Origin of the sequence: Croceicoccus esteveae, from assembly GCF_031846435.1 — a bacterium.
Lineage (GTDB): Bacteria > Pseudomonadota > Alphaproteobacteria > Sphingomonadales > Sphingomonadaceae > Croceicoccus > Croceicoccus esteveae.
On sequence record NZ_JAVRHS010000001.1, the window covers coordinates 435135 to 461848 of the forward strand.

The 26714-nt window shown below is 60.6% G+C and carries 22 protein-coding genes; 11 read left to right on the forward strand and 11 right to left on the reverse strand.

Annotated features, from left to right (window positions below; genetic code table 11):
• Positions 1-10: 10 nt before the first annotated feature.
• Complete coding sequence (locus tag RM533_RS02090) at positions 11-469, reverse strand: Dps family protein (RefSeq protein ID WP_311339524.1); 459 nt, start codon at positions 467-469, stop codon at positions 11-13.
• A 98-nt stretch (positions 470-567) separates the two neighbouring features.
• Positions 568-1272, reverse strand: a complete 705-nt coding sequence (locus tag RM533_RS02095) for an EthD domain-containing protein (protein ID WP_311339525.1) — start codon at positions 1270-1272, stop codon at positions 568-570.
• Positions 1273-1305: 33 nt separating this feature from the next.
• Here RM533_RS02095 and RM533_RS02100 point away from each other — a divergent pair, with 33 nt between their 5' ends.
• Positions 1306-1764: a nuclear transport factor 2 family protein gene (locus RM533_RS02100; protein WP_311339526.1), complete on the forward strand. Its 459-nt coding sequence runs from the start codon at positions 1306-1308 to the stop codon at positions 1762-1764.
• 45 nt (positions 1765-1809) lie between these two features.
• Here the strand turns inward: RM533_RS02100 and RM533_RS02105 are convergent, their stop codons facing one another.
• The gene (locus RM533_RS02105; RefSeq protein ID WP_311339527.1) at positions 1810-2583 is read right to left on the reverse strand and encodes an SDR family NAD(P)-dependent oxidoreductase; all 774 of its coding nucleotides are present in this window, start codon (positions 2581-2583) and stop codon (positions 1810-1812) included.
• A gap of 116 nt (positions 2584-2699) precedes the next feature.
• On the opposite strand from RM533_RS02105, the gene RM533_RS02110 reads away from it, so the two are divergent.
• Entirely contained in the window at positions 2700-4397 is a 1698-nt protein-coding gene (locus RM533_RS02110) for an FAD-dependent oxidoreductase (RefSeq protein ID WP_311339528.1), read from the forward strand.
• An 80-nt stretch (positions 4398-4477) separates the two neighbouring features.
• On the opposite strand, the gene RM533_RS02115 is transcribed toward RM533_RS02110, so the two are convergent.
• The 3 genes from RM533_RS02115 to putA all read right to left on the reverse strand — a co-directional run bounded on the left by RM533_RS02115 (position 4478) and on the right by putA (position 11201).
• Entirely contained in the window at positions 4478-6274 is a 1797-nt protein-coding gene (locus RM533_RS02115) for an acyl-CoA dehydrogenase C-terminal domain-containing protein (RefSeq protein WP_311339529.1), read from the reverse strand.
• Positions 6275-6485: 211 nt separating this feature from the next.
• Positions 6486-7352 carry a formyltetrahydrofolate deformylase gene (gene purU, locus RM533_RS02120; RefSeq protein WP_311339530.1) on the reverse strand — a complete coding sequence of 289 codons (867 nt, stop codon included), beginning with the start codon at positions 7350-7352 and terminating at the stop codon, positions 6486-6488.
• 177 nt (positions 7353-7529) lie between these two features.
• Positions 7530-11201 (reverse strand): trifunctional transcriptional regulator/proline dehydrogenase/L-glutamate gamma-semialdehyde dehydrogenase, encoded by a 3672-nt coding sequence (gene putA, locus RM533_RS02125; RefSeq protein ID WP_432265004.1) that lies wholly within the window; start codon positions 11199-11201, stop codon positions 7530-7532.
• Between the two features lie 79 nt (positions 11202-11280).
• Here putA and RM533_RS02130 point away from each other — a divergent pair, with 79 nt between their 5' ends.
• The 4 genes from RM533_RS02130 (at position 11281) to maiA (ending at position 14415) form a co-directional block, all read left to right on the forward strand.
• On the forward strand, positions 11281-11769 hold the full coding sequence (locus RM533_RS02130) for an Lrp/AsnC family transcriptional regulator (RefSeq protein WP_311339532.1): 489 nt from the start codon (positions 11281-11283) through the stop codon (positions 11767-11769).
• Positions 11770-11894: 125 nt separating this feature from the next.
• The gene (locus tag RM533_RS02135; RefSeq protein WP_311339533.1) at positions 11895-12440 is read left to right on the forward strand and encodes a VOC family protein; all 546 of its coding nucleotides are present in this window, start codon (positions 11895-11897) and stop codon (positions 12438-12440) included.
• A complete protein-coding gene (gene fahA, locus RM533_RS02140; RefSeq protein ID WP_311339534.1) occupies positions 12440-13753 on the forward strand; it encodes a fumarylacetoacetase in 1314 nt (437 codons plus the stop codon). Before RM533_RS02135 ends, fahA begins: the two co-directional genes overlap by 1 nt.
• Complete coding sequence (gene maiA, locus RM533_RS02145) at positions 13750-14415, forward strand: maleylacetoacetate isomerase (RefSeq protein WP_311339535.1); 666 nt, start codon at positions 13750-13752, stop codon at positions 14413-14415. Before fahA ends, maiA begins: the two co-directional genes overlap by 4 nt.
• Here maiA and RM533_RS02150 read toward each other — a convergent pair.
• Positions 14400-16547 carry a malate synthase G gene (locus RM533_RS02150; protein WP_311339697.1) on the reverse strand — a complete coding sequence of 716 codons (2148 nt, stop codon included), beginning with the start codon at positions 16545-16547 and terminating at the stop codon, positions 14400-14402. The two genes, maiA and RM533_RS02150, sit on opposite strands and share 16 nt — an antisense overlap.
• Before the next feature lie 219 nt (positions 16548-16766).
• Between RM533_RS02150 and RM533_RS02155 the strand changes: the two genes are divergently transcribed.
• Both RM533_RS02155 and RM533_RS02160 read left to right on the forward strand, forming a co-directional pair.
• Positions 16767-17603 carry a cytochrome b/b6 domain-containing protein gene (locus RM533_RS02155; RefSeq protein WP_311339536.1) on the forward strand — a complete coding sequence of 279 codons (837 nt, stop codon included), beginning with the start codon at positions 16767-16769 and terminating at the stop codon, positions 17601-17603.
• Positions 17600-18364: a molybdopterin-dependent oxidoreductase gene (locus RM533_RS02160; protein ID WP_311339537.1), complete on the forward strand. Its 765-nt coding sequence runs from the start codon at positions 17600-17602 to the stop codon at positions 18362-18364. Before RM533_RS02155 ends, RM533_RS02160 begins: the two co-directional genes overlap by 4 nt.
• A gap of 24 nt (positions 18365-18388) precedes the next feature.
• Here the strand turns inward: RM533_RS02160 and RM533_RS02165 are convergent, their stop codons facing one another.
• Complete coding sequence (locus RM533_RS02165; RefSeq protein WP_311339538.1) at positions 18389-20002, reverse strand: Mur ligase family protein; 1614 nt, start codon at positions 20000-20002, stop codon at positions 18389-18391.
• Positions 19999-20772, reverse strand: a complete 774-nt coding sequence (locus RM533_RS02170; protein WP_311339539.1) for an alpha/beta fold hydrolase — start codon at positions 20770-20772, stop codon at positions 19999-20001. The genes RM533_RS02165 and RM533_RS02170 overlap by 4 nt, the downstream gene beginning before the upstream one ends.
• Before the next feature lie 126 nt (positions 20773-20898).
• Between RM533_RS02170 and RM533_RS02175 the strand changes: the two genes are divergently transcribed.
• On the forward strand, positions 20899-22038 hold the full coding sequence (locus RM533_RS02175) for an ATP-binding protein (RefSeq protein ID WP_311339540.1): 1140 nt from the start codon (positions 20899-20901) through the stop codon (positions 22036-22038).
• Between the two features lie 95 nt (positions 22039-22133).
• Here the strand turns inward: RM533_RS02175 and RM533_RS02180 are convergent, their stop codons facing one another.
• Complete coding sequence (locus RM533_RS02180; protein WP_311339541.1) at positions 22134-22409, reverse strand: hypothetical protein; 276 nt, start codon at positions 22407-22409, stop codon at positions 22134-22136.
• Between the two features lie 302 nt (positions 22410-22711).
• Between RM533_RS02180 and RM533_RS02185 the strand changes: the two genes are divergently transcribed.
• Together RM533_RS02185 and RM533_RS02190 are read left to right on the forward strand one after the other, a co-directional pair.
• Positions 22712-23698 (forward strand): glucokinase, encoded by a 987-nt coding sequence (locus RM533_RS02185; RefSeq protein WP_311339542.1) that lies wholly within the window; start codon positions 22712-22714, stop codon positions 23696-23698.
• Between the two features lie 104 nt (positions 23699-23802).
• Positions 23803-24231, forward strand: a complete 429-nt coding sequence (locus tag RM533_RS02190; protein WP_311339543.1) for an ion channel — start codon at positions 23803-23805, stop codon at positions 24229-24231.
• A gap of 75 nt (positions 24232-24306) precedes the next feature.
• Here RM533_RS02190 and RM533_RS02195 read toward each other — a convergent pair whose 3' ends face one another.
• Complete coding sequence (locus RM533_RS02195; RefSeq protein ID WP_311339544.1) at positions 24307-26346, reverse strand: 3-hydroxyacyl-CoA dehydrogenase NAD-binding domain-containing protein; 2040 nt, start codon at positions 26344-26346, stop codon at positions 24307-24309.
• Positions 26347-26714: the final 368 nt, after the last annotated feature.

Below are 26714 nucleotides of genomic sequence, written 5' to 3' on the forward strand. Positions count from 1 at the left end.
CCCGCTGCTCTCAAACGTCTGCGAGCAGTGCCGTCAGGAACCAGACACGCTCTTCTGCCTGATCGGTCCAATCGTCGATCAGCCCGTCAGTCGCATTGTCACCCGCTTCGCCGGCCAGCGCCTTTACCGTCTTGAGCGTGCGAACCAGGCCTGCATTGTCGTCCCGCAACCGGCCGATCATGCTGCCTGGGTCAAGCGCAGGATCGTCATCGTCGGCAATGCAGGTCTTTGCCGCCACCGCACCGATGGACGTGAGCGTGGCAGCGCCGTTCTTGCGCACGCGCTCGGCAATGACATCGACCAGCGCAAGGATCTGCTGCGCCTGCTCGTCAAACAGGAGATGCAGATCGCGAAAGCGCGGGCCTTTGACGTGCCAATGAAAATTCTTCGTCTTCATGTAAAGTGCCAGGTGATCGGCAAGCAGTCCGTTCAGACCGTCGACCAGCGCCTTTTCGGCATTGTCACCCATGTTGTTTCTCCTGTCCCGTACCAAAATGTGCTTGTTGAACGGCCTCACACTGATCCGGTTTCACATGCATATAAGTGCACACTGATCGTTTATTTCAATCATGTGAGGCTGATGAGGTCGTATTGGCTGGTCGGAATGCAGTCGCAGCCAGTTTGAGGGATAAAGCGCGCGCAGCTTGCCATCATCGTCTCGACGTTGCGCGCTTGCTTGGCACTGTCACCCACCGCATCGTAGAACACTGCCGGATCGTTCAATGCCTCGATCGGGAAGCACTCCTCGACGATGGCAAGCACCTTGCTGTCGCCATTCGTCAGCGGTCTTGCCACCAGGTTCTGGATGTATTCGAAATTGCTCTGTGTCTCTATGCCCACGCGGGTGTGGTCATTCTGCCAGTTGCGGCGCCACTCGTCATGGCTGAGCTCCTCCGGTCTGGTCAGCATGACCATTTGCGAGAAACCCGGCGTCCTGCCGCCCGGCTCGGCCCGATGCGCGGAGTTGGGAATGATCGTGGCTTCTGTCACCAGCCATCCTTCAATCCTGTCACACAGCTTGCCAAGCACTTTCTCGATCTGCGGTGCAGCGCCATAAACACTGTCTACCCAAAGCTGAACAAAGGCATCCATCTGCGGCTGGGTCACGGCAGAGCGCGGGCTGTTGCCGCTGGCCACCTCTTCGTCCTGCACGTTTATGCGCAGGACCCTTGCATGTTGGCCGAGCGCGTCCGAAACAGGGCCAAGCAATGCCTGATTGAGCGTCTCGCGGTTGCCGTTTCGCGCCCAAAGTGCATAAATCAGTTTTTCCATTGCGAATCCTTACAGAACATTTTGAGGGGATGTATGATGTTGAGCTTGCAGCAATTGTCGGATCGTGCCGAGATCCAGGATCTGATGACCAGCTATTCCTATGCTATCGATGACCGCAACTGGGACGCGCTGGACGATGTATTTACGCCCGATGCCATCATCGACTATTCCGAAGCCGGCGGCTCCAGAGGCGATGTCGCCACCACCAAGCGCTTCCTCGCTGGTGCAATGAAAAGCTTTACGGGCTTTCAGCACATGGTCAGCACGACCGACATCAAGATCAACGGCGATGAAGCGCACGCCCGCACCATCCTGTTCAATCCCATGATCATGGAAGGCGAAGCGTCGGGTGAAAACCGCGGGCGGATCTTCTTTATCGGCCTGTGGTACGAAGACACGGTCGTGCGCTCTCCCAAGGGCTGGCGTATCAGCCACAGGCGCGAAAGGATGAGCTGGTCCCACAACGTCCCCGACGGGATGCTGCCGGAGTGATCCGGCTGCATCATCGGGGGAGGAGCAGCAGGGTTGCGCCATGCTTCAGACGCCGTATCCGCCCGACACGCTGATTTGCTGGCCGGTGATGTAATTGGCCTTGCGCGAACACAGGAAGGTGGCCGCAGCGCCGATATCCGCAGGCTTGCCCCAGCGCTTGAGGCCCAGGTTCTTCTGCACTTCTGTCACCCATTCCTCGGTAAAGACGCCCTTGCGCGTGAGTTCAAGGAACATCCCGGCCTCGATCACTCCTACCAGCACGGAATTTGCGCGGATCTCGTGACGACCTTCCTCGCGCGCGATCCCGCGTATCAGCGCTTCGTTGGTGGCCTTGGGTGCGACGGAAAGACCGTCGCGTGGCGGCCACCAGCTATCGCCCGCCGAACCCAGATGGACGATGGACCCGCCTCCTGCATCGCGCATGAGCGGCAGCACGGCCTTCATGGCATTGAAAAAGCCGAACACCTCGACCTCCATCGCGCGGCGAAACTGTTCGGCGCTGGTTTCGGACAGCAGGACCTGATCGACTAGCGGACCTGCGCCCCATACCAGCGAATGAACGCGACGATGGGTGGCACAGGCGTCATCGAGCGCGGCAGCGACGCTGGCGGCGTCCTGGACATCAACCTTGTGGACTGAAGCCTGCCGCCCCGCAGCCTCGACCAGCGCGGCGGCATCCTCGGCAGCCTCTTTGCGTGAGTGATAACATATGGCGACATCTGTTCCTGCGTGCGCAAATTCCTGCGCCACGCCGCTGCCGATGCCGCCGCTTCCGCCAATGACCATGACGCAGCCGTCGTCGAAAAGACGTTCTTCCATTTCTTCTCTCCCTTCGATCATGCCGGGTACGCGCCACAATACCCTAGCGCGCCCAGGAATGCGTTGCTAGGCATGCCGGGTGTTTCGAATTTCGGCAATGGAAGAAGGATGCGGCGATGAATTTTGACAGGAGCGTCGATGTTCTGATTGTCGGCTCGGGCGCGGGCGGACTGGTTGCCGCGCTGCGGGCCGCAGAAGGCGGCGCCGATGTCCTCGTCATTGAAAAAGGATCGCTGTGGGGCGGCACCTCGGCGACTTCGGGTGGCGGTATCTGGATACCCGGCAGCAGCCTTGCCGCCGCTGCGGGACAGCCAGACGATCTGGACGATGCATTTGGCTACATCCGGGCGCTTACTTCCGACAACGTGCCAGACAGCCAGATCCGCGCTTATGTAGACAACGCGCATGTGATGCTCGATTGGGTGGAACGCGTGGCGCATACCGGTTATCAGGCGCTGCCGTACCCCGACTATTACCCCGAAACGGCTGGCGCCAGAGAAGGCTTTCGCACGCATCTCATCGGCGATTCCATGCACGCCAGCGACATGGAAGATGCCTCCTTTGCCACCATGCAGAGCGCTTCTCCGGCAGCTTCGCTGTGGGGGCGGATCAACTGGAAACTCGATGAAACCTATCTGGCGCTGTTCCGGCCCAAGGGGTGGATGAAGCAGATGGGCAAGGTCATGCTCGGCTACTGGCTGGATTTTCCGCACCGGCTGAAAAGCCCGCGCGACCGCCGGCTGACGCTCGGCACCAAGCTGCTGGGCTCGCTGCGCAAGGCACTTGACAAACACAAGGTGCCGGTCTGGCTTGAAACGCCGCTGGTGTCGCTGATTGATCATGGCGGAGAGGTGGCAGGCGCGGTCGTCATGCATGAGGGCCGGGAAATGCGGATCGGTGCCACCAAGGGCGTGATCCTTGCCGCCGGTGGTTTCGAACGCAATCCGGACCTGCGCCGTGACAATCTGCACGGTTCGCTCGACCTTGCCCATGCCAGCGGGTCGCAGGAAAACAATACGGGCGACGCGCTGGTCGCGGCACGCGAACTGGGCGCGGCGACCCGCAATCTCGATGCCGCGTGGTGGGCGCCCACCTTCCGCATCCCCGGAGAGGACCGTTCGCGCCTTTCGACGACGGAACGGGCGTTGCCCTATTCGATCGTGGTGGACCAGTCAGGACGGCGTTACGTCAATGAGGCGCTTGCCTATCATCGCTTTGGCGAAGTGATGCTGGAAAGCGTGCGCAATCCCGATCTGCCAAAGCGCGATCCAAGCTGGTTTGTGTTCGATTCGCGTTATCGCGACCGCTATCCGGCAGGGCCGATCATCCCCGGTATGCCCGATGCCCTGCTTACCGGCACGATCAAGCAGGTGCTGCTGAAGGCCGATTCGACGCGGGAACTGGCCGAAATGATGCAGGTTCCGGTCGATGTCTTCGAAGCGACCGTGGATCGCTTCAACACCATGGCGGAAGCCGGCAAGGACGATGACTTTGGCAGGGGCAACGCCGCTTACGACAGGTTGTATGGGGATCCACGCGTAACACCCAACGCCACGCTCGGATCGGTCGCAGAGGGCCCGTTTTACGCCATTCCGCTCCATCTGGGTGACATCGGCACCAGTGGAGGCCTTGTCACCGACGATCGTGGCCGAGTCATGCGGGACGACGGCAGCAGGATCGGCGGATTGTACGCGATTGGCAATCTAGCCGCGTCGGTCATGGGGTATAGCTATCCCGGCGCCGGTTCCACGCTGGGTCCGGCAATGACGTTCGGCTATCTGGCCGCTGGCGACGCGGTCGGCATCAACAGCTAACGGTTGCACGACCTCGCTGCCCTGATGGATTGGTCAGGGCAGCGGTGCTCGCAAGGCTGGAGGGAACAGGATGAAAGCGTTCAGAACGCTGCAGCATCCAGTGCCATGGTCGATTGCTTGCCACCTTTGATCGCGCGCAGATTGGCAAACACTTGCGGCAGGATGCGATCGTTAAAGAAACGCGCGCTGATGATCTTCGCTTTGTAGAAATCCGCTTCATCAGTGCCGCTGGCGATCCTCTTATGGGCGATAGCGGCCGATTTGAGGAAACAGAACCCTAGCGCGACCAGCCCTGCCATGCGCAGGTAATCGCTTGCCGCCGCTGCCGCTTCTTCGGGGTCCTGTGCGCCTGCGCGCATGACCTCGTCAGTCGCGGTCCGTAATGCTTGAAACGCTTCTGACAGGCTGTCGCGCATCGAGCCAATCTGCGGCTCTGTTTCCTGCGACAGATCTTCCAGCAGACAGGAAATCGCATGAAACAGCGGGCGCAGATTGCGGCCGCCGTTCGCCGGCAGCTTGCGCCCGACAAGGTCAAGCGCCTGGATGCCGTTCGTGCCTTCGTAAATCTGGGTGATGCGCACATCGCGCGCAAATTGCTCGACACCCGAATCGACGATGTAACCGTGTCCGCCATACGTCTGGATCGCAAGGCTGGCCGCTTCTGACCCCAGATCGGTGAACAGCGCCTTCACGATCGGCGTCATCAGCGCCATGAAATCGGTTGCGCGTTCCTTCACCTCCGGGTCGGTGCTGTGTTCCGACGCGTCGAGCGCACGCGCAGTCCACACGCCCAGTGCCCGACACCCTTCGGCATAGACGCGCATCGTCATCAGCATCCGGCGGACGTCGGGATGTACGATAATCGGTTCAGCTGGCTGTCCTGGCTGAGGTGTCCCGGAAAGCGAGCGCCCCTGCAGTCGCTCCTTTGCGTAAGCCGTGGCAGATTGATAGGCGGCCTCGATGATGCCAAGACCCTGAATGCCGACCGACAACCGTTCCTGGTTCATCATCGTGAACATTGCGAACAATCCGCGGTGCGCTTCCCCGACGAGCCAGCCCCTGGCATCGTCGAAGCGCATCTCGCAGGTCGCCGCGCCGCGCATGCCCATCTTGTGCTCAAGGCGCATGGCAAAGGCGCCATTGCGGGCACCGATGCGGTTTTCCTCGTCCACAAGATATTTGGGGACAAGGAACATGCTGATCCCTTTCACGCCGGGCGGAGCATCGGGCAGTCGTGCAAGAACCAGGTGGATGATGTTTTCGGTCAGGTCCTGATCGCCTGCGGAAATAAAGATCTTGGTGCCGGAGACGCGATAGGTGCCGTCACTGTCCGCCTTGGCCTGTGTGCGCAGAATACCAAGATCGCTGCCGGCATGCGGTTCGGTAAGGCACATGGTGCCGCCCCATTTTCCACTTATCAGATTAGGCAGATATTTGGCCTTGAGTTCGTCCGAACCATGCGTCTCGAGCGCAAGCGTCGCGCCATGGGTAAGCCCCGGATAAGCGCTGAAGGACAGATTGGCCGAGCACAGCATCTCCTCCACCAGCTTGTTCAGCGTTTCGGGCAGCCCCTGGCCGCCCCATTGCGGATCATTGGCAAGCGCGGCCCAGCCGCCCTGGCAGAACTGCTCATAGGCATGCTTGAAACCGGCTGGCGTTCGTACGACGCCATTATCGAACTGGCATCCTTCGACATCCCCGCTGATGTTGAGCGGCAGGAGCAAGTCCTGCGCCATCTTCGCGGCCTCTTCCAGAACTGCGTCAAGGAGATCGGGCGTGAACTCATCAAAGGCGGCAAGATTGCCATAACCGTCATCAGCAAACAATTCGTGCAGCGCAAAGCGCATGTCGCGCAGCGGAGCCTTGTATACCTGCATCCCGTCTTCCCTCTTTTGCGGCAGGCGATTCCTGCGCCCGAATGCACCGGCCCGACCCGCCTGGATATAGCATCCCGGGCCGGGATCGGAGCGCATCGGTCGCGTGCCTCCTCATGCGGTGAAAACCACTTCCCACCGTCGTTGCGGATGAAGGTATCACGAAGCTTGTGGCGCGCGAGGGAAAAATGATCTTCGGCGGTGTCAGCAAGGGCTATTCGGGAAAGACGACCGTGGTCGCGCCGTTGATGATCACCCGGTCGTCAAGATGGTAGTGCACTGCGCGCGCCAGCACGCGGCGTTCGATGTCGCGTCCCTTGCGGATAAGTTCCTCAGGCCGGTCGCGATGACTGATCCGCTCGACATCCTGCTCGATGATCGGTCCTTCATCGAGGTCGCTGGTGACGTAATGTGCGGTCGCGCCAATGATCTTGACGCCGCGTGCGTGCGCCTGATGGTAAGGTCTGGCGCCCTTGAACCCGGGCAGGAAGCTGTGATGGATGTTGATGCAGCGCCCCGCCAGATCAGAGGTCATTTCATCGGACAGGATCTGCATATATCGCGCCAGCACGACAAGCTCCGTGCCGGTCTGCGCCATTATGGCCCGGATCTGCGCTTCCTGCTGTGCCTTGTTCGCGCTGTCGACCGGCAGGTGATGGAACGGCACCTCGCCGATATTCGCGCGTTCAAGCGCGGCAGCCGGGTGGTTGGAGATGATGCCGACGGGCTGCATGAACAGCTCGCCGCTACGCCAGCGAAACAGCAGGTCGGCAAGGCAATGGTCAAATCGGGACACCAGCAGCAGGACACGTGGTGCAACGGTCCGGTCCCGCAGACGCCACTCCATGCCGAACTCGTCCGCAATGGCGCCAAACCGGTAGCGCAGTGCGTCTGCAGCATCCGGCGCGCCAAACTGTTCAAACTGGATGCGTGCAAAGAAGCGATCCGTTGCGCGGTCGTCGAACTGCTGCGCATCGACAATGTTGCACCCGTGGTCATGAAGGCACCCCGCCACCTTGGCCACGATGCCCGCACGATCAGGGCAGGAAAGGCGCAGGACATGCTGCAGCGGTGCAATCATCGGACAAACTCCATCGGCAGACAGGAAGCGTGGCCTGCCGCCGACCGGTCCTTAAGTCGCGCTCAGGTCGAGGTCCAGCGGGCGCGGCATTCCAGAAGGATTGCGCCGCCATATTCTGCTTTCATCCCGCGGGTAAGCACCGCTGTGCTCCTGCATGTGCAATCATGCCGCTGTTCCTCACGACAGCATCATCAGGCTGGCGTTGCCCCCGGCGGCGGCAGTATCGATTGATGTCGATACTTCCTCAAGCAGCCAGTCCACGTGCCAGACGCCTCCTGCAAGGCATTCTTCCGGCGTTGCGGCCTGCGTCAGCAGAAGCGGTCCGTCGCGCGCGGCGATTTCCTGCTGGATAGAGATCACCCGCTCGCGGTCCCCTTCGATAAGCGCTCCGGCACACGGGGCGGAAGGGTCGCGCGATATATGCGCTTGCACGCTTGGCGGCAGATCGGCAGGCACGGCAAATTCGGGCTCGATGACCGCGGTGCCGCCGGCTGCCAGAACGGCGGCAAGCTGACCGAACAGGCCCCGCTCCGTTTCCGGCTTGAGCAGGATCCGACCGCGGCTGTGCAGTGCATAAAGGTTCTGCTCTCCCACCGGACCGGGCAGTTCCACCTCCATGCCCAGCGCGGATTGCCAGCCATAGGTCTTGGCTCGCCGCGCCGCGCTTTGTTCCCCGCGCTGGTGCAGCCATTTGCCGTAGTCGAGGAGGGCTGTATCGCCCCTGACGGCAAAGGGATGTTCCATGACCGGCGGATTTGCCACCAGACGCCGCAGATACAGCGGGCCGCCAGCCTTGGGTCCGGTGCCGGACAGACCCCGCCCGCCGAACGGCTGCACCCCGACGATCGCGCCGATCTGATTGCGGTTTACATAGATGTTGCCCACCTCGATCCGCCGCACGACACGCGCAACAGTTTCGTCGATGCGCGTGTGCAGACCAAAGGTCAGGCCGTAACCGGTGGCGTTGATGGTATCGATCATGCGATCGAGATCATCGCGGGCATAACGCACGATATGAAGCACCGGGCCGAACACTTCGCGCGTCAGCATGGCCATGTCATCAAGCTCGATGATTGCCGGTGCGACAAAGGTTCCGTGCCGTGCAGCTTCAGGCAGAGGGAGGCGGTACACTCTGCATCCCTTCGCCGCCATTTCGGCGATGTGGCGTTCGATGCCGTCGCGCGCCTCGGCGGAAATGACCGGTCCTACGTCCACCGTCAGCCGATCCGTCGAGCCGATCCGCAGCTCTTCCATTGCTCCCTTGAGCATGGCGAGCGTGTGGTCGGCAATGTCGGTCTGCAGACACAGCACGCGCAACGCGGAACACCGTTGACCCGCACTGTCGAACGCGGATGCGATCACATCGGCGACGACCTGTTCCGGCAAGGCGGTCGAATCGACGATCATGGCGTTCTGCCCGCCGGTTTCGGCAATCAGCACGATGGGCTTGCCCGCTGCCGACAGCTTGCCGGCCAATTGTTTCTGGATCAGCCGGGCAACGTCGGTAGAGCCGGTAAAGATAACGCCCGCCGTTTCATCCGCCTCCACCAGCGCGGCACCGGTGTCGCCAAATCCCGGAACCAGTTGCAACGCATCAGCAGGGACGCCCGCGTCATGCAGGATACGCACGGCTTCTGCCGCGACCAGCGGGGTTTCCTCTGCCGGCTTGGCAAGCACGGCATTGCCAGCCACCAATGCCGCAGCGACCTGCCCGGTGAAAATGGCCAGCGGGAAGTTCCACGGGCTGATGCAGACCACCGGCCCCAGCGCCTGATGCGATTCGTCGAAAATCTCGCGTGCCTGCTGCGCATAATATCTGAGAAAATCGATCGCCTCGCGCACTTCGGCAATGCCGTTGGGAATGGATTTGCCAGCCTCGCGCGCCAGCAGGCCGAGAAGATCAGGCATTCTTGCCTGCATTGCATCGGCGGCATGGTCGAGCATGTCGGCGCGCTGCGCCAGCGGCACCTGCGCCCAGTCACTCGCCGCTGCTCGCTGTACGGCAGCTTTGGCACCAGCGGCAGAAACCGTCTGCATCTGGCCGACAATGTCGCAATGGTCAGCGGGGTTGCGCACGGGCAAGGCTGCATTGCTGGATGCATCCAGCGCAAAGGTGGGCTGCGCACGGCGCGGCAGCTGCGCACCTTCACGCATGGCCTGGCTCAACATGGCAAGCTGCCGCTCATCCGCCAGGTCCAGTCCGGCGGAATTGCGGCGCTCGGCATAGATCGCATCGGGCAAGGCGATGCGGTCGTGCATGCGGCCGGGCATGGGCATGTCACGCACGATCTTTACAGGGTCCACCACCAGTTCGGCGGCCGGCACGGCGGGATCGGAAATGCGGTTCACGAACGAGGAATTCGCTCCGTTTTCCAGCAGGCGCCGCACGAGGTAGGCAAGGAGGGTTTCATGCGTGCCGACCGGCGCATAGATGCGGCACGGGCGGTTCAGCTTGTCCTTGCCGACGACCTGTTCGTACAACGGCTCGCCCATGCCGTGCAGGCACTGGAACTCGTAATCACCAAAAGTGAAATCGTCCGGGCCAGCCATGTGGTAGATCGCCGCCAAGGATTGCGCGTTATGCGTGGCGAACTGCGGGAACACCGCTTCCTTGTTTTCCAGAAGCTTCTTGGCGCAGGCGAGATAGGACACATCGGTGTGCAGCTTGCGCGTATAGACCGGGAACCCCGCAAGACCTTCGACCTGCGCGCGCTTGATCTCCGCATCCCAGTAAGCGCCCTTGACCAGCCGCACCATGATGCGGCGATCGGACTGCCGCGCGAGATCGATGATCCAGTCGAGCACCGTAAACGCGCGTTTGCCATATGCCTGCACGACAAACCCGAGACCGTTCCAGCCGGCCAAATTCGGGTCCAGTGCGAGGCTCTGCAAAATGTCGAGCGACAGTTCCAGTCGGCCCTGCTCTTCGGCATCAATGTTGAAGCCGATGTCATAGGATCTTGCCAGTCTGGCCAGTTCGACCACCCGCGGCAGCAGCTCGTTGACTACCCGGTCTGTCTGTGCGCGTTCATATCTGGGGTGCAGCGCCGACAGCTTGATCGAAATGCCTGCGCCGCTGTAGATACCGCGTCCCGCAGACGCCTTGCCAATGGCGTGAATGGCGGATTCGTAATCTCGGTAATAGCCCGCTGCCCCTTGGGCAGTGGCAGCCGCTTCGCCCAGCATGTCGAAGCTGTAGGAAAACCCCTTTGCCTCCATGCGGCGCGCACGTTTCAGCGCTTCCTTGATGCCTTCGCCGGTCACGAACTGTTCGCCCATCATCCGCATGGCAAGATCGACCGCCTTGCGGATCACCGGTTCGCCAGCGCGGGCAATGACGCGCGTGAGGGCAGAACCCAATCCCTTTTCCTGTGCTGCCTTGGCGCCTGTGCTGCCGGCAAGCTGGCCGGTGAACATCAGACCCCAGCTCGCCGCATTGATGAACACCGGCTTGTCCTGCCCCACATGCGAACGCCAGTTGCCGCCGGCGATCTTGTCCCGGATGAGCGCGTCGCGCGTATCGGCGTCAGGCACGCGCAGCAGCGCTTCTGCCAGACACATCAACGCAACGCCTTCCTCGCTCGACAGGGAAAACTCCTGCACCAATCCTTCGACTCCAGCAGGCCGGCGCCGCGCGCGCAAACCCATGACCAGATCGTAAGCGGTGTCCTGTGCCGCCTGCCGCATCGGCTTGGGCCGCCGCGCATATTCGAGCAGCGGAGCCAGCGCTTCGGCCTCGTCACAGCGGGTTGCATCGGTGATCTGCTGGCGCAACGGCGACTGCGGCCGGATGGGCGGGGCAAAGGCGGAAAAAGGGGCAGTGCCCGCAGGAGGCGTCATGTCGTTCATAGCTCGCTATAAATGGGAATGCTGCGGCAATTTGCCTTTTCAATGGCGCAGATCGGTCTAATCAAACATAATGGCACGCATGATCAGGCAAAATGAACTGCATGTGGGCAATCCGCAAGTCGATCTGGATGGTTTCGACCACAAGATCCTCGCCGCGCTGGTGAGCGATGGCCGCATGTCGGTAACCGAGCTTGCCAGCCGGATCGGCCTTTCCAAGACACCATGCCAGGTGCGGCTGAAAAGGTTGATCGACACAGGCGTGATCACCGGTTTCCGTGCCATGGTGGACCCGGGCAAGCTGGGGCTCGACCACATCTCCTTTGTCGAAGTGAAGCTGTCCGACACGCGCGAAGCCGCGCTCACGGCGTTCAAGAATGCAGTGCGCCGGCTTGCCGAAGTGGAGGAATGCCACATGATCGCCAGCAGCTTCGATTTCCTGCTGAAGGTGCGCACGGCCGACATCCGGCGATATCGCATGGTGCTGGGGGAAAAGATTTCCAGCCTGCCCCATGTCGCCAGCACCTCCACTTTCGTCGCGATGGAAACCGTGCACGATCATTCGCGCTGATGCCGGCAGGATTGGCTGCTGACTTTATCTGGCTTCCGGCATCATCAGGCTTATGGTTTCATTTGTGACCGGTTTTCTGTTATGGGGAAACCTTGACGCTTCGGCGCGTTGGAGGAGGCAAGATCATGACCGTGCCATTTGAACTCAGCCGCATTCACCACGTTGCCTATCGCTGCAAGGATGCGAAGGAGACGGTCGAATGGTATGAACGCATGCTGGGAATGCGTTTCAAAAGTGCATTTTCAGAAGACAAGGTGCCGTCCACCGGCGAAGACGATCCCTACATGCATGTGTTTCTCGACTGCGGCGGCGGCAATGTGCTTGCCTTCTTCGAGCTGCCGGGACAGCCGGGCATGGACCGGGACCGCAACACGCCGCTGTGGGTGCAGCATCTTGCCTTCGAAGTTCCCGATTACGAGGCGCTGCTTGCGGCAAAGGATCATCTGGTGGCGCATGGCGTCGAGGTGCTTGGCCCCACTTTCCACGGCGTCTTCAAATCCATCTATTTTTTCGATCCCAACGGGCATCGGGTGGAGCTGGCCTGCAACATCGGGACGGACGATCAATATGCAGAGCTGGCGCGGGTCGCCCCGCTGATGCTTGACGAATGGTCACGCACCAAACGCGCGCCTCGCCATGCCGCATGGCTGCACAAGGAACCTGAAAGCTGATGCCGACTATCGATTTTACCCATGATCCCGCCACCCGGAGCTGGGTGGAAAGCGCGCAGGGACATCCCGACTTTCCCGTGCAGAACCTGCCGCTGGGCATGTTTTCATCGCATGGCGGCAAGCCTTGCCCGGGAATCGCAATCGGTGACAAGATCCTGGATCTTCGCGCTGTTGCGCCGCTGTTGCCGGCAGATGCGGCCGCGCTTCTCGATCTGGTGACAGATGACACGCTCAACGCGCTGCTCGGGGCCGGAGAAGGGGCATTGCGCACGCTGCGTCATGGTGTGTTCGCTTTGCTCACCGATACTGCACAAGCAGAAGAGGTGCGCCCGCATCTTCATGCGGCTGTCGATTGCACCATGCATATGCCGGTGGCAGTCGGTGATTATACCGATTTTTACAGCGGCATCCATCATGCGCTGAACATCGGCAAGCAGTTCCGTCCCGACAATCCGCTGCTGCCCAATTACAAGCATGTGCCGATCGGCTATCACGGCCGCTCGTCCTCCATCCGCGTGTCAGGCGAAGATGTGATCCGTCCTGTCGGCCAGCAAAAGCCGGAGCAGGACGGTGGCGAGCCCCGGTTTGGCCCGGCCGCCCGGCTCGACTACGAAATGGAAATGGCGATCTGGGTCGGCAAGGGCAATGCGCTTGGCCACCCGGTGCCGATCGGTGAGGCAAGCCAGCACATCGCCGGCATGTCGATCCTCAATGACTGGTCTGCCCGCGACCTGCAGGCCTGGGAATACCAGCCGCTCGGGCCGTTTCTGGCCAAGAACTTCCATTCCACCGTTTCGCCATGGATCGTGACGGGCGATGCGCTCGCCCCGTTCAGAATGGCGCAGCCGGACCGCCCGGCAGGCGATCCAAAGCCGCTGCCCTATCTTTGGGACGATGAGGACCAGCAGACTGGCGCCTTTGCCATCACCATGGAAGTGCATCTTCACACCACCAGAATGCGCGATGCAGGTGATCCCCCTGTGCGGTTGAGTAAGGGGCCGATGTCAGCGATGTACTGGACAGCGGCGCAGTTGCTTGCCCATCATTCCGTCAACGGCTGCAATCTGCGGCCCGGCGATCTGCTTGGTACCGGCACCCTGTCGGATGCAGAGGATGCAACGCGCGGCAGCCTGATGGAGATCAGCGAGGGCGGCAAGCATCCGCTTGCCTTGCCCAACGGCGAAACCCGCAGTTTCCTCAAAGATGGTGATGAAATCATCATGACGGCCTATGGTGACAAGGCGGGCGCGGTGCGGATTGGCTTTGGCGCCTGCCGCGCAATTGTCCGACCTGCGCCGGCAATCGGGAAATGACAACGCCGCCTGACCTCATCCTGCATGGTTATTGGCGATCGGGCACCAGCTATCGAACGCGGATCGCGCTGGCGCTGAAGCGGCTGGACTACCGGCAGGTCACGCATGATTTGCGCACCGGCGCCCAGCAACTCGACACTTTCCGCAGCATCGCGCCGCAAGGGCTGGTGCCGGTGCTGGAGGAGGAGGGCGTATACGTTCTGCCGCAAAGCCCTGCCATCCTCGAATGGCTGGAGGAACGCCATCCTGAACCGCCGCTGCTGCCGGGCAACCCCTATGAACGGGCGACGGTCCGAGCGATGTGCGCCCTTATCGGCTGCGATATTCACCCGCTTAACAATCTGCGGGTGCTCAATGCGCTGAAGCACGATTTGCAGGCCGATCCGAACGCAGTCAAGGCATGGGCGGCCCGCTGGATCCATGAAGGTTTTGCAGCGCTTGAGACAATGATCGCGGAGTACGGCGGACGGTTCGCATTCGGCAACAAGCCGACATTGGCCGAGTGTTATCTGGTGCCGCAGGTCTATTCAGCGGAGCGTTTCGGAGTGGATCTTGCCGCATTTCCAAAGATCCTCGCCGTGGCGGACCATGCGCGAGCCAATGCCGCCATTGCCGCTGCGCATCCTGACCGACAACCGGATGCTGATCAGCCGGTTGACTGATCGCGCACGCGTTCAGCTTGGTTCCGACATTTGTGTTGCAACCGCCAGTGGTGCAGCAGCGGTTCTGTATAGCCCGATGGCTGCGCCGCGCCCTTGAACACCAGATCATGCGCCGCGCGATAGGCGAGGCTGTCCTGCAACTTGCCAGCCATTGGCACATAGTCCGGGTCGCCGGCGTTCTGCGCATCCACCTTGGCAGCCATGCGTTGCAGGGCGTCTTCCACGTCGGCTGCGCTGCACACCTTGTGCGCCAGCCAATTGGCAATCGCCTGCGATGAAATGCGCAAGGTGGCGCGATCCTCCATCAAGGCGGTATCGGTAATGTCCGGCACCTTGGAACACCCGATGCCTTGGTCGATCCAGCGTACGACGTAGCCAAGAATGCCTTGCGCATTGTTATCAAGCTCACGACGAACGTCTTCTGACGCAAAGGCGCGCTCAGCCAGAGGGATGTCGAGCAGTGTCTCAAGCGGCAACGCAGGCTGTGCCGCAATCTGCACCCGCTGATCGAACACATCCACCTGATGATAATGCATCGCATGGAGCGTCGCGGCGGTGGGCGAGGGCACCCACGCGGTATTGGCCCCTGACAAAGGATGGGCGATCTTTGCCTCAAGCATGTCCGCCATGCGGTCAGGCATTGCCCACATCCCCTTGCCGATCTGTGCCCTCCCATCCAGACCGCAGGCAAGGCCGATCGCCACATTGCGGCGTTCATAAGCGTCAAGCCAGGGCTGATGCTTCATTTCGCCCTTCGGAACCATTGGCCCTGCGTGCATGCTGGTGTGGATTTCATCGCCGGTGCGGTCGAGGAAACCGGTGTTGATAAACACGATCCGGTGCCGCACAGCCGCTATGCACGCAGCAAGATTGGCAGAGGTGCGGCGTTCCTCGTCCATGACGCCGATCTTGATCGTGTGACGATCAAGGCTCAGCAGATCTTCTACCTTGTCAAACAACCGGTCGGCAAAACAGGCTTCATCGGGGCCTTGCAGCTTGGGCTTGACGATATAGATGCTGCCCGTCCGGCTGTTCCGGACATCTGCACTTCCAAGCCGCTTCAGATCGTGAAGTCCGCACAGCGATGTGATCACTGCATCCATGATGCCTTCGGGCACCTGCGATCCATCGGGAAGCAGGATTGCAGGATTGGTCATGAGAAGCCCGACGTTGCGCACGAAAAGCAGGCTTCGCCCCGGCAGCACGATGTCTTCGCCATCAGTTCCGGCAATGCGCCGGTCTGCGGCCAGCGTCCGCGTGACACGCTGGCCGTCCTTGTCGAACCGTGCGTCCAGTTCGCCGCGCATCAAGCCCAGCCAGTTGCCATAGGCGGCGACCTTGTCCCGCCCATCCACAGCGGCGATGGAATCCTCCAGATCGACAATGGTGGACACGGCTGCTTCCAGCACGATGTCGGCAATGCCAGCCTTGTCCGTGCCACCGATCGGTGAGCCAGGATCGATGACGATTTCGATATGCAGCCGATGGTGCCGAATGAAAAGGTTGCGTCCGCGCCGGCCGATCACCTGCGCTCCGGGCCGAAGGTCGGCCTGGCCGCCGTTCCAGTCTGCCCAGCTTCCTGCTGCCAACGGAACCGCCTCGTCAAGAAATCTGCGCCCCGCCGCGATTACCTGATCGCCGCGCTCTCGATCATATCTGCCCCCGGTCGGCGTTCCGGACAGGGCGTCGGTTCCGGACAGGGCGTCGGTTCCATACAGGGCATCATAAAGACTGCCCCAGCGGGCGTTGGCGGCATTGAGGACGAAACGGGCATTGAGCGCCGGCACCACCAGCTGCGGCCCCGCCATGGTGGCTATTTCGGGGTCGACACCACGCGGGTCGATGCAGAACCGCTCCGGCTCGGGGACGAGGTAGCCGATCTGGCGCAGGAACTCTGTATAGGCACAAACATCGTGTGGCTCTCCCTTTCGTGACAGGTGCCACTGGTCGATCTGTCGCTGCATGTGCTCGCGCGTTGCCAGGAGCTCCCGGTTGACCGGTACAAGATCGGCGAGGATTGCGGCGAAGCCTTGCCAGAACCTGTCAGCGTCGATCCCGGTGCCGCAAAGCGCGGCATCCTCTACAAAGAAGGCCAGTTCGGGGGCAACGCGCAGTCCGGCCCTCGTGATCATTTCCATTTTCGCGTCGCCTTTTCGTTTGGTCCGCACTTCTCCTAAAGCGTGTGGCGAACCCGGCAAAGCGAAGCGTCATCGCTTCACTCGAAGCGTGTGGCGAACCCGGCAAAGCGAAGCGTCATCGCTTCACTCGGAAAAATCGGCAGCGGCGCCTGGCAGCATCGCATATCATCCATAGCTCTTGCCAAGCGGGGGCAAAGACGCACATTGCACCCGATGGCAACAACAAGTCTCGACAGCACGGCAAATGCACCTGTGACTCTCAAGCGCCATGGCCTGTTCACCCGGCTGTGGCACTGGACCAATGTCGTGGCGGTGTTCACCTTGCTGATGAGCGGGCTGATGATCTTCAACGCGCACCCGCGGCTTTACTGGGGTCATTACGGGGCCAATTACGATTACGCCTGGATGGAAATCGGGGCACGGGGACAGCCTGCGCAAGGCTATCTGCGCGTCGGACCCATGGCGGTGCAGACAACAGGCGTGCTTGGCGTCTGGCAGCATGACGGTGCGGTGCGCACCCGTGCCTTCCCACACTGGATGACGCTTCCGTCCACCTACAGCCTTGCCGAAGGGCGCCGCTATCATTTCCTGGGCGCATGGCTGCTCATGATTGCAGGAATTGCCTATCTGGGCTGGAGCATGATCAACAATCACATCCGGCGGGACCTCCTGCCAGGCAGAAGTGAATTACGGCCTTGCAACATCTGGCAGGATATCAGGGCTCATGCGCGCCTGCGCCTGCCCAGGGGTCAAGATGCCGCGCATTACAACATTCTCCAGAAGCTGAGCTATCTTCTTGTCATCTTCATTGTCCTGCCAGTCATGGTGCTGACGGGTCTGGGGATGAGCCCGATGATGAACACGTCCTGGACCTGGGTACTAGATCTGTTCGGCGGCCGTCAGAGCGCACGATCGGTCCATTTCATCACGGCATTCATTCTGGTCGTTTTCATTGTCGTGCATGTTGCCATGGTCTTCCTTGCAGGACCGATAAACGAGCTGCGGTCAATGATTACCGGCCGCTTCCGCCTTCCGGAGGAGAGACGATGACAACTGGCCGCCGCCGCTTCCTTCTGCGCGCAGGTGCAGGCGCGGGTGCTGCACTTGTCCTGAGCGGGTGCCAGAAGGTCCTCGAGACTGCGCCTGTGCGCGACCTGGCCCTGTCGCTGGACGATTTTACCATGCGTTCGCAGCGCCTTGTCACTGATCGCAAGGCGCTTGCCCGCGAATATGCACCCTCTCAGATGAGCCCATTCTTTCGGCCGAACGGATCGCGCACGGTCGATAGACCCGAGTATCAGCGGATGCTGGCAAACGGCTTTGCGGATTTTCGCCTGACCGTCGGCGGGCTTGTGCAAAGGTCGCTGCAGCTCTCCCTTGCTGAATTGATGGAGCTGCCGGCCCGCACGCAGATCACGCGTCATGACTGCGTGGAAGGGTGGAGCGCGATCGGCCAGTGGACAGGAACGCCGCTGAAGCTGCTCATGGATATTGCGGGTGTGGATCGGTCAAAGGCGCGTTACCTGCTGTTTCAGTGCGCAGATGAAATTGGCGGAGTGCCCTATTACGAAACCATCGATCTTGTAGAAGCGTTGCATCCCCAGACGATCCTTGCCTGGCGGATGAACGGCCAGATGCTGCCAGAAATGTACGGTGCCCCCTTGCGCCTGCGGGTGGAGCGGCAGCTTGGCTACAAACATGCCAAGTTCGTAATGGGCATTGAAGCCATTGCGGATTACCGCACCATTCGCGGCGGTAAAGGCGGGTATTGGGAAGACAGCGCAGATTACGAATGGTGGGCAGGCATCTGAAGCTGAGCCTGGATCGGCGCTGCTTCAAAGAAGGCGACGTTCTTCCAGCAGGTCAGGCAGATCGTTTTCGTAAAGAATGACATCCTGCGCACGGGCTTCGATCTGAAGCGCACGGCGCGCATCCGCAAAGTTTGCCACTTCGCGCGCCGGCTTGCCAGCCGCGGTCAGGGATTGGGTAAAGCTGGCGATCCGCTGCGGGTTGACGGCATAGACGATGTCAGCGTGGTGAGCGGTAAACTCACCCAGCGCTGCATGTACCCGGTCATGCTCCATCCCCAGTTCTGCAATGCCGGGCGTTACGACAATAGCCCTGCCGCCGCGTTGCCGGGCCAGTTGCGCCAGCACTTCAACCGCGTTGCGGAAACCCTGCTCATTGGCATTGTATGCATCGTCCAGCACCAGCGCCTCGCCCGGGCTTTCCCGCTTTTGCAGCCGGTGGGGCACTTGCTCGACATCGCGGGTAACAAGCGCGATGCGTTCGGCAATCGCAGGGTCCATCACCACCGCAGCTGCGACTGCAAGCGCAGAGTTCATGACATTGTGTTCACCCAGCAGCGGCAGCGAATAGGAAAGCGTGCCGAAGCCATTGTGGCGCCTGTCGACCAGCGTCACCTGCCATGCAGCGTCTTGCATTACCGCAGCGGCAATGTGGATGTCGCAGGAGTCTTGCGTTCCTACCGTCACCACCTGTCCCGGATTGTCCTGCGCCAGCATCTGAAAGGGGTCGTATTGCATGACTTGTGCAGCGACAATCGCCGTGCCGCCATTGCGGCAAACGGCATCGACCAATTCGCTTTTGGCAAGAGCGATGTTTTCGACCGATCCGAACCGTTCGGTATGCGCATCGCCAATCGCGGTAACGATGCCGAAGTCGGGCTTAACAAAGCGGCACAGCCTGGCAACGGACCCGATCTGGTATGCGCCCATCTCGGCGATGAAATAGCGATGGCTCCACTGCAGCCGCTCGCGAATGTGCCGGGTCAGGCCCAGCACCGTGTTGATGGATCCCCGCGAATAGAACACCGGCCCCGAAATCGCCAGAACCTCGGCCAGGATGTGTTTGGTCGTCGTCTTGCCAAAACTGCCGGTGATGCCGATCCGCTTCGGATCGAGCCGCGCAAGCTTGGCCCGCGCCTGCGTTACAAACCCTTCGTTCTCGCGCGATTGTGCAGGCGAAAGGATGGCATTGGCAGCAATCAGCGCCAGCGGCAGCAGTTGCAGCGCAAGCAGCGCAAGCAGCGCAATCAGCGGCGATGCAAGAGCGGCAGGGATGATAAACAGCGACAGGATGACAGCGACATTGCGGATCCGACGTGCGCGCGCAGTCATCACCAGCGCCTTCTTGTAGGCGTATCGCTTCTCCACCCAGCCGATTGCGACGATCAGCGCCGCGCCTGCATAAATGGTCAGCGACAGGATTGTAACGCCTGCAGGAGTGGGCGGAACGGTCAGACGCACCGCAAACATGGCCAGCAGCACCGCGCTCGCCCGGACATCGTAAAGGCGTACCCGCAGCACTGCGGCTGCAAACCTGCCGGAGTTATATTCCTCCTGCTGGTAATAAGTCAGCAGCGTGTGCAGGCGCACCCATGCCAGCCACGCAAGTGCAGCGGCAAACAGGAGAAGGGCAAAAGTCATGCGGCGTGCTCCCCGAGCCCTTCCTTGATGGCAAGCGCGATCTGGTGCCGCCCGCGATCAAGGATGGAGAGATGGTCGAGGAACGGGCATTCGATGTATTCAGCGCCGCTTATGCCTGCCGCGATGCTGCGCCCGATCTGCGGCGGTGTTTCAGTGTCCAGTGCACCGTAGATCAACGCAGTCGGCACGCTGATCCTGCCGAGCTGATCGGTCTGATCCTCTGCAATCGTGGCCACGAAAATGTCGCGCATGCCTGCCTCGCGTGAGGCGACGTAATCGGCGCTGCCATACTGCTGCTCCAGCGCAAGCAGCGCCTCGGGCGTCGTGGCTTTTGCCTTGAGCCGCTGGAAACGCATCGAGCGCTGCTTGCGCCGCAGCCGCTCCTGCCATGGCAGGACGCGCGGGACACCGGCGCCTGCGACAATGACAAGGCGCCGGACCAGACCGGGCGCCCGTGCACCCAGACGCAGCCCGACCCTGCCGCCAAAACTGTGCCCGACAAAGGTGCACTGCTGGATGCCGCATTGGTCGAGCAGGTGACGTGCCATGGCTTCTGCGTATTTTGCCGTGCCCCACGGTTCTGAAGGCCGTGGCGACTGGCCGAACCCGGGAAAATCGAACAGATAACCGTCGATGGACGGGGCGAGTGCCTCTGCCACCGGGATGAAATCGCGGTGCGTGCGACCCCAGCCATGGCCGAACACCACGCAGGGTTTGCCCGGTGTTCCGATCCTGATGTGGTGAAAGTCGATAAGCGGTGCAGGCTTCATAAGGGTCTTCTTACAGCGGCATTTTTAAGGCACAAGACGGCGCATTCAACCGGCGCTGCGAGGGCGCGCAACAATCTTCGACACAACATCGCATACAGACGGGGACGTGAATTGCCGGACGAAAGATTGCAGGTAGCGGTACTTTTTGGCGGTGCCAGTCAGGAACATGATGTTTCGGTCGTGTCCGCGCAGCAGCTGATGGATGCTGCCGATGTGCGCAAAATCAGCATAACACCCGTTTACACAGACTTTGAAAACCGTTTTTTTTCATCACCAACTCTACGCGATATCAGGCAGTTCAAGCCCAAACCTGCCAATGCGGGAGAGGTCTTCTTTCGCTGGTCAGCCAATGGTCCGGTGATGCAGGAGATGACTTCGGGCCGGCAAAAGCCAATTGACTGCATCCTGCCCGTTTTCCACGGGCCGTTCGGAGAGGATGGACGATTGCAGGGGCACTTCGAGCTGCTCGGCATACCGGTTACAGGCTTTGCCGCCGGCAGCAGCGCCATGGCAATGCGCAAGGATGCGACCAAGGCGCTGGTGAAGCTTGCCGGTGTCAACGTGCTCGACCATGTCACTGCCAATCGCGCCAGTCTGGCCGACAGCGCAACGCTGGTGCGCGAGGTCACGGACAGGATCGGATTCCCCGCGATTGTCAAACCTGCCAATCTGGGATCGTCGATCGGCGTGGGGCTGGCCAAAACACCCGATGAACTTGCCGCACTTGTGGCTTACGTGCTGGCGCAGGATAACCTTGCTCTGATCGAACCGCAGGTGCAGCATCTGGTGGAATACAACATCGCGATGCGCTGGTCAGCCGGGGAAGTACATCTCTCAGCGATAGAACGTCCCAAGAGTAGCGCGGAGCTGCTTGATTTCAGAGAGAAATATCTTTCTTCCGGTGGAGCGGTCAAGGGCGCTTTCCTGCCTTCCGAAGGCATGTTGTCTCTTACCCGCGACATTAACCCGCAACTGCCTGACGATTTGCAGTCCCGCATTCATGATTATGCGCGCAAGGCTTTCGTGACGCTCGGCCATCGCGGTACCCCACGGATCGACTTCATGGCCAACGCCAGGACCGGTGAATTATGGTTCAACGAGATCAACGCAATTCCGGGCAGTTATGGATTTTTCCTGTGGGAGGCCGCGCCGCAGCCGCTGCTGTTTCCTGAACTGATCAACCATCTGGTCACCGAGGCGCTTGGCGATACGGTGAAACGGTTCGACGATCCTGTCCCGCAAGGTGCCTATCTGCTGCCACGTTGAGCGAGGCGTCGGTGTTCCAGAAGAAGGCCTGATCGCCTCATTAAAAAAGGCCTCCGGGTAAAGGAGGCCTTTCTTCGTTATTGCCGGAGTGGCGATCATTCCATGGAGTCGGCGACCTCGTTGATCTGGTCGGCGCGGGCATCAGCCTGTGCCTCCACCGCATCGGCACGTGCGTCAAGCTGGTCTTCCATAGCTTCTGTCGGAGCGGCATCAGCACGATCTTCGAGCATGTCGGCGCGGTTGTCGCCAGCTTCCTCGACGGCGTCGGCGCGCTGCTCCATCTGATCACCGGCTTCTTCGACCGCCGTGTCGGGACCGCAAGCGGCCAGCAGAGCAATGGCGGGAAGGGCTGCAAAAAGAGCAATCTTCATAAAATCTTCTCCTGTTGGGACGAGCGGGTATATTCCCTCTCGTCGCCAGCGCCTGTATCTTTCAGCGCTTCTTAAGACAGCGGCCGCCAAAGCGGGATCGGTTTCGCTGATCGCGAGCTTTGGCATGGTGTCCGCCACTGCTGCGATAGGCACACGTGTCGCTATTGTCACGCCTTAATTTCGCCATAATCGCGATTGCCGGAAGTTTCGTCAGCACAACACGGGCAACGCCGCGCCTTGCGATCGGATTTCGCGCAGGTTAGCAAAGGCGGTCGGCATCCACTTCAGGAAATAAACTCACCATGGCGCGCAGCACGGATCTTGTCGCGGTCGACGTAGGGGGCACCAACGCGCGGTTTGCGCTGGCGCAGATCAGCAATGGCGAGGTTGTTTCACTCGACGAACCGCAAACCTTTGCCACGGGCAGCGTATCGGGCCTTGAAGCGGCATGGCAGCGGTTTGCCCAAAGCTGTGCTGGCGAGCTGCCGCGGGCTGCCGCCATTGCCGTTGCCGCGCCGCTACGGGGCGGCGAGATGCGCTTTACCAATTCGCATTGGGTAATCCGTCCCGACCGTATCGCACGCGAGCTGCAACTCGATGATCATATCCTGATCAATGATTTTGCCGCCGTCGGCCATGCCGTTGCCAAGGCAGGCGACGAACATTTCGTGCATATCTCCGGACCGGACGAACCGCTGGCACGCACTGGCGTGACGACAATCACGGGACCGGGTACGGGTCTGGGGGTCGCTCAACTATGGCACGCCGACGGCGATGCAGCCGATTATCGTGTGCAGGCAACAGAGGGCGGCCATGTGGGTTTTGCGCCAGAGGACAGAATGGATGAAGCCATTCTTGCTCATGTTCGCGAAGTGCTACCCCGCGTTTCCACTGAACGTATGTGTTCAGGGCCTGCAATCGTGAACCTTGCACAAGCGATCGCCCGAATCGAGGGGCTGCACGCCCCTTCGGGAGACGACCGGGAATTGTGGCTCGGTGCTCTGACCGGCACCGACCCGCTTGCGGTAAAGGCATGCGATCGCTTCTGCATGATCTTGGGCAGCGTCGCAGGCGATCTGGCGCTGGCGCATGGCGCAGGCACGGTGGTTATTGCCGGCGGACTTGGCCTGCGCATCAAGGACAAGCTGTTGCAAGGCGACTTTGCCCGCAGGTTTGTCGCCAAGGGGCGGTTCAGGGACCTGATGGAGACGATCACCGTAAAGCTGATCATTCATCCGCAACCTGGTCTGTTTGGCGCAGCGGCGGCATTTGCTCAAAAACGGCGCTAGAAACTCATCATGCTGACGAATTCTCGTTGAGGTGAGGCAGGGCTGATGATGATGGAACGTTCCTGCCGTCGTCACGTTGCGCACGGATGACAGGAACAGAATGGATGGTCCTTGGGGCGGGCCTGGCGTTTGTCGCGTTTCTCGGCGCATGGCATCTTGGCGGTATTCTCCTTATCAAGAAAATGAAGCCGCAGATTGGCAATTACCGTTATTTTGCCGTGCTGTTTGCCTTTTGGGGCGTGGCGCTGCTGCATTTCAGCGAGATTGTGCTGGGCAGCCTGCTGCTGTATTTCATGTTGGAGCTACCAGGTGTTGGCAAGCTGGCTGAGGGATACGAAACCGCAACCGACATCCTTTATCTTGCCGGAATGAGTTACACGACTCTGGGTTTCAGCAGCGAAACGGCAGATGGTCCGGTCCGCTTGCTGATCATGTTGCAGGCACTGGGAGGCTTCATGCTGATTACCTGGTCGGCAACCTTTGTCTATTCCATCTGGAACACCCGTTTCATCGAGGATGAGGAGGGCGGCTGAGGCAGGAGCGCATTACGCATGCGCTCAGAACCTCAGCCCCATTCAACCCCTGCTCCTGGAGCCTCTACCGCCATCTCATCCGCTGAAGCTGCCGCCTTCGCGCGCGAGCCTGGTGAGCAGCGGCGCTGGCGTGTGCCCCATTTTCTTCAAGCCGTCGACAATCCTTGCCAGCCCATGCTGATCTGCCCAGCACATCGGACCGCCGGTAAAGTCGGGCCAGTTGTAACCAAGGATTGCCGTTACATCGATATCGCCCGAACGCAGCGCAATCCCTTCGTCAAGGGTTTGTGCTCCTTCATTGATCACGGGGTATAGCAGACCGGTGACGATCTCCTCCGGCTGCCGGCGCCGGTCACCTCTGATCCCACGCCGCTGCCGGACGTCGTCTATGACTGCCAGCGCAGCAGGCGAGGGCGTTGCGCGCCGTCTGTCATCATAATCGTAGAACCCGCCATTGAGCTTCTGACCACGTCGTTCCTGTTTCACCAGCTCCTCGGTCAGCTTGATCTCGCCGGGAAAAGTGACGACATCCAACCCGACCAGATCAAGCAGCGAAATCGGCCCCATGGCAAAGCCGTAATCAGTCATGGCGGCGTCGATCTCCTCCATCGACGTGCCTTCGACGAGCATTTCCTGCGCATTTACCAGATAGGGCAGCATCAGGCGGTTGGCTATGAAACCATCGCAGACCCGCGCCAGCACCGGTGTCTTGCCGATCTGTCGCGACAGCTTCATTGCGGTGGCAAGCACGGTGTTGCTGGTCTGCTCGCCCCGGACCACTTCAAGCAAAGGCATGACATTGGCAGGCGAGAAGAAATGCAGCCCGAGAACATCGTCTGGTCGCTTGGTGAAGCCGGCTATATGATCGATGTCGAGAAAGCTTGTATTGCTGGCGAGGACGGCACCGGGTTTGGCGATCCGGTCGAGCTGGCTGAAGACCTGTTCCTTGATTTCCATGCTTTCAAAGACGGCTTCGATAATGAGGTCGCAATGCGCCAGATCGTCCATGGCAAGCGTGCCGGTGATCGCTGACAGCCGCCTGTCGACCTGTTCCTGAGTCAGCTTGCCTTTGGCCGCGGTGTTCTCGTAATTGCGGATGATCACCGACAGGCCGCGATCCAGAGCTTCTGCCTTCACTTCGACCATGGTGACGGGGATGCCAACATTGGCGAAGTTCATCGCGATGCCGCCGCCCATCGTACCTGCGCCGATCACGCCCACGCTGTTGATGGGCTTTACAGGAGTATGTGCCGGCACATCCGGAATTTTGGCTGTCTGGCGCATGGCAAAAAAAACATGGGAGAGCGCCTTTGCCTGATCGGACGCCATCAACCGACCTGATTCTGCCTTTTCGACACGGACTCCTTCTTCGAACGGCAGGGTCACGGCAGCTTCAACGCAGCGGATGATTGCCTCTGGCGCAAGCAGGTGGCGCATCGCGCGGGCATTGCGGCTGCGAATTCTTGCAAACAGCTCCTTGTCGGCGCGATCCTCCTTGATGCGCGCATCTCGCGTCGATGATCGCGGCAGTGGACTGTCAAAGTTCATCATTTCTGTTGCCAGCCGCAGCGCTTGCGCCAGCAGGTCCGCATCGCCGGAAAGCTTGTCGACAAGTCCAAGCTCCAGCGCCTTTGCAGCGGTAATCGGTTTGCCTGAAAGCATCATGTCCAGCGCCGCCTCGGCGCCAATCAGTCTGGGCAACCGCTGCGTTCCTCCCGCGCCGGGCAGAATGCCGAGCTTCACCTCGGGAAAGCCGATCCGTGCAGTGGGCGTCGCGATCCGGTAATGGCAGGCCATCGCCAACTCTGCGCCGCCACCCAGAGCGGTAACGTCAATGGCCGCCACCACTGGCTTCATCAGCCCCTCTATCTGGTTGAATACTTCGGAATGCGAAGGTCCGGCAATGTCGCTGCCAAATTCCCGGATATCCGCCCCGGCAGAAAAACGGCTGCGGCCCATGATCACTGCCGCCCGGATCTGTGTATCATCGCCAATCCGTGCAGCTGCATCGCGCAGGCCGACGCGGACCTGATGGCCAAGCGCATTTACCGGGGGATTGTCGATCAACACGGTAGCAATGCCGTTTTTGACAGTGAGGGTAACGGGATCTTGCATCTTGGCCAACTCTCCTGACATTGTGCGGCGCATTGTTGCACAGCACACTGCCGGCTTGGCAACCTCGATTTTTTGCAGGGCTACTTTGGCCGGCATGCCGTCACGCCACGAAACCTTGCTTTTACTGCGGCGCAACTATGGCCGTGCAGAAACGCGACGTGCAGATACGCAACGTGCAGATACAAGGAAGGCCCGGAGCAGGGTCGCACCTGTCCGAGCCTTCGCATGGTCAGCGGCCGGAAGTGCCGCCGTTCACAATTCCTGCTTGTCCTGTGCCTGAAGGCTAGATCAGGCAGGAACCTTTCACGGACGTTTCCGACCTCTGTGCTTGACCATGAGACATCGGATCACCTCCTTTCGCGCCGGAA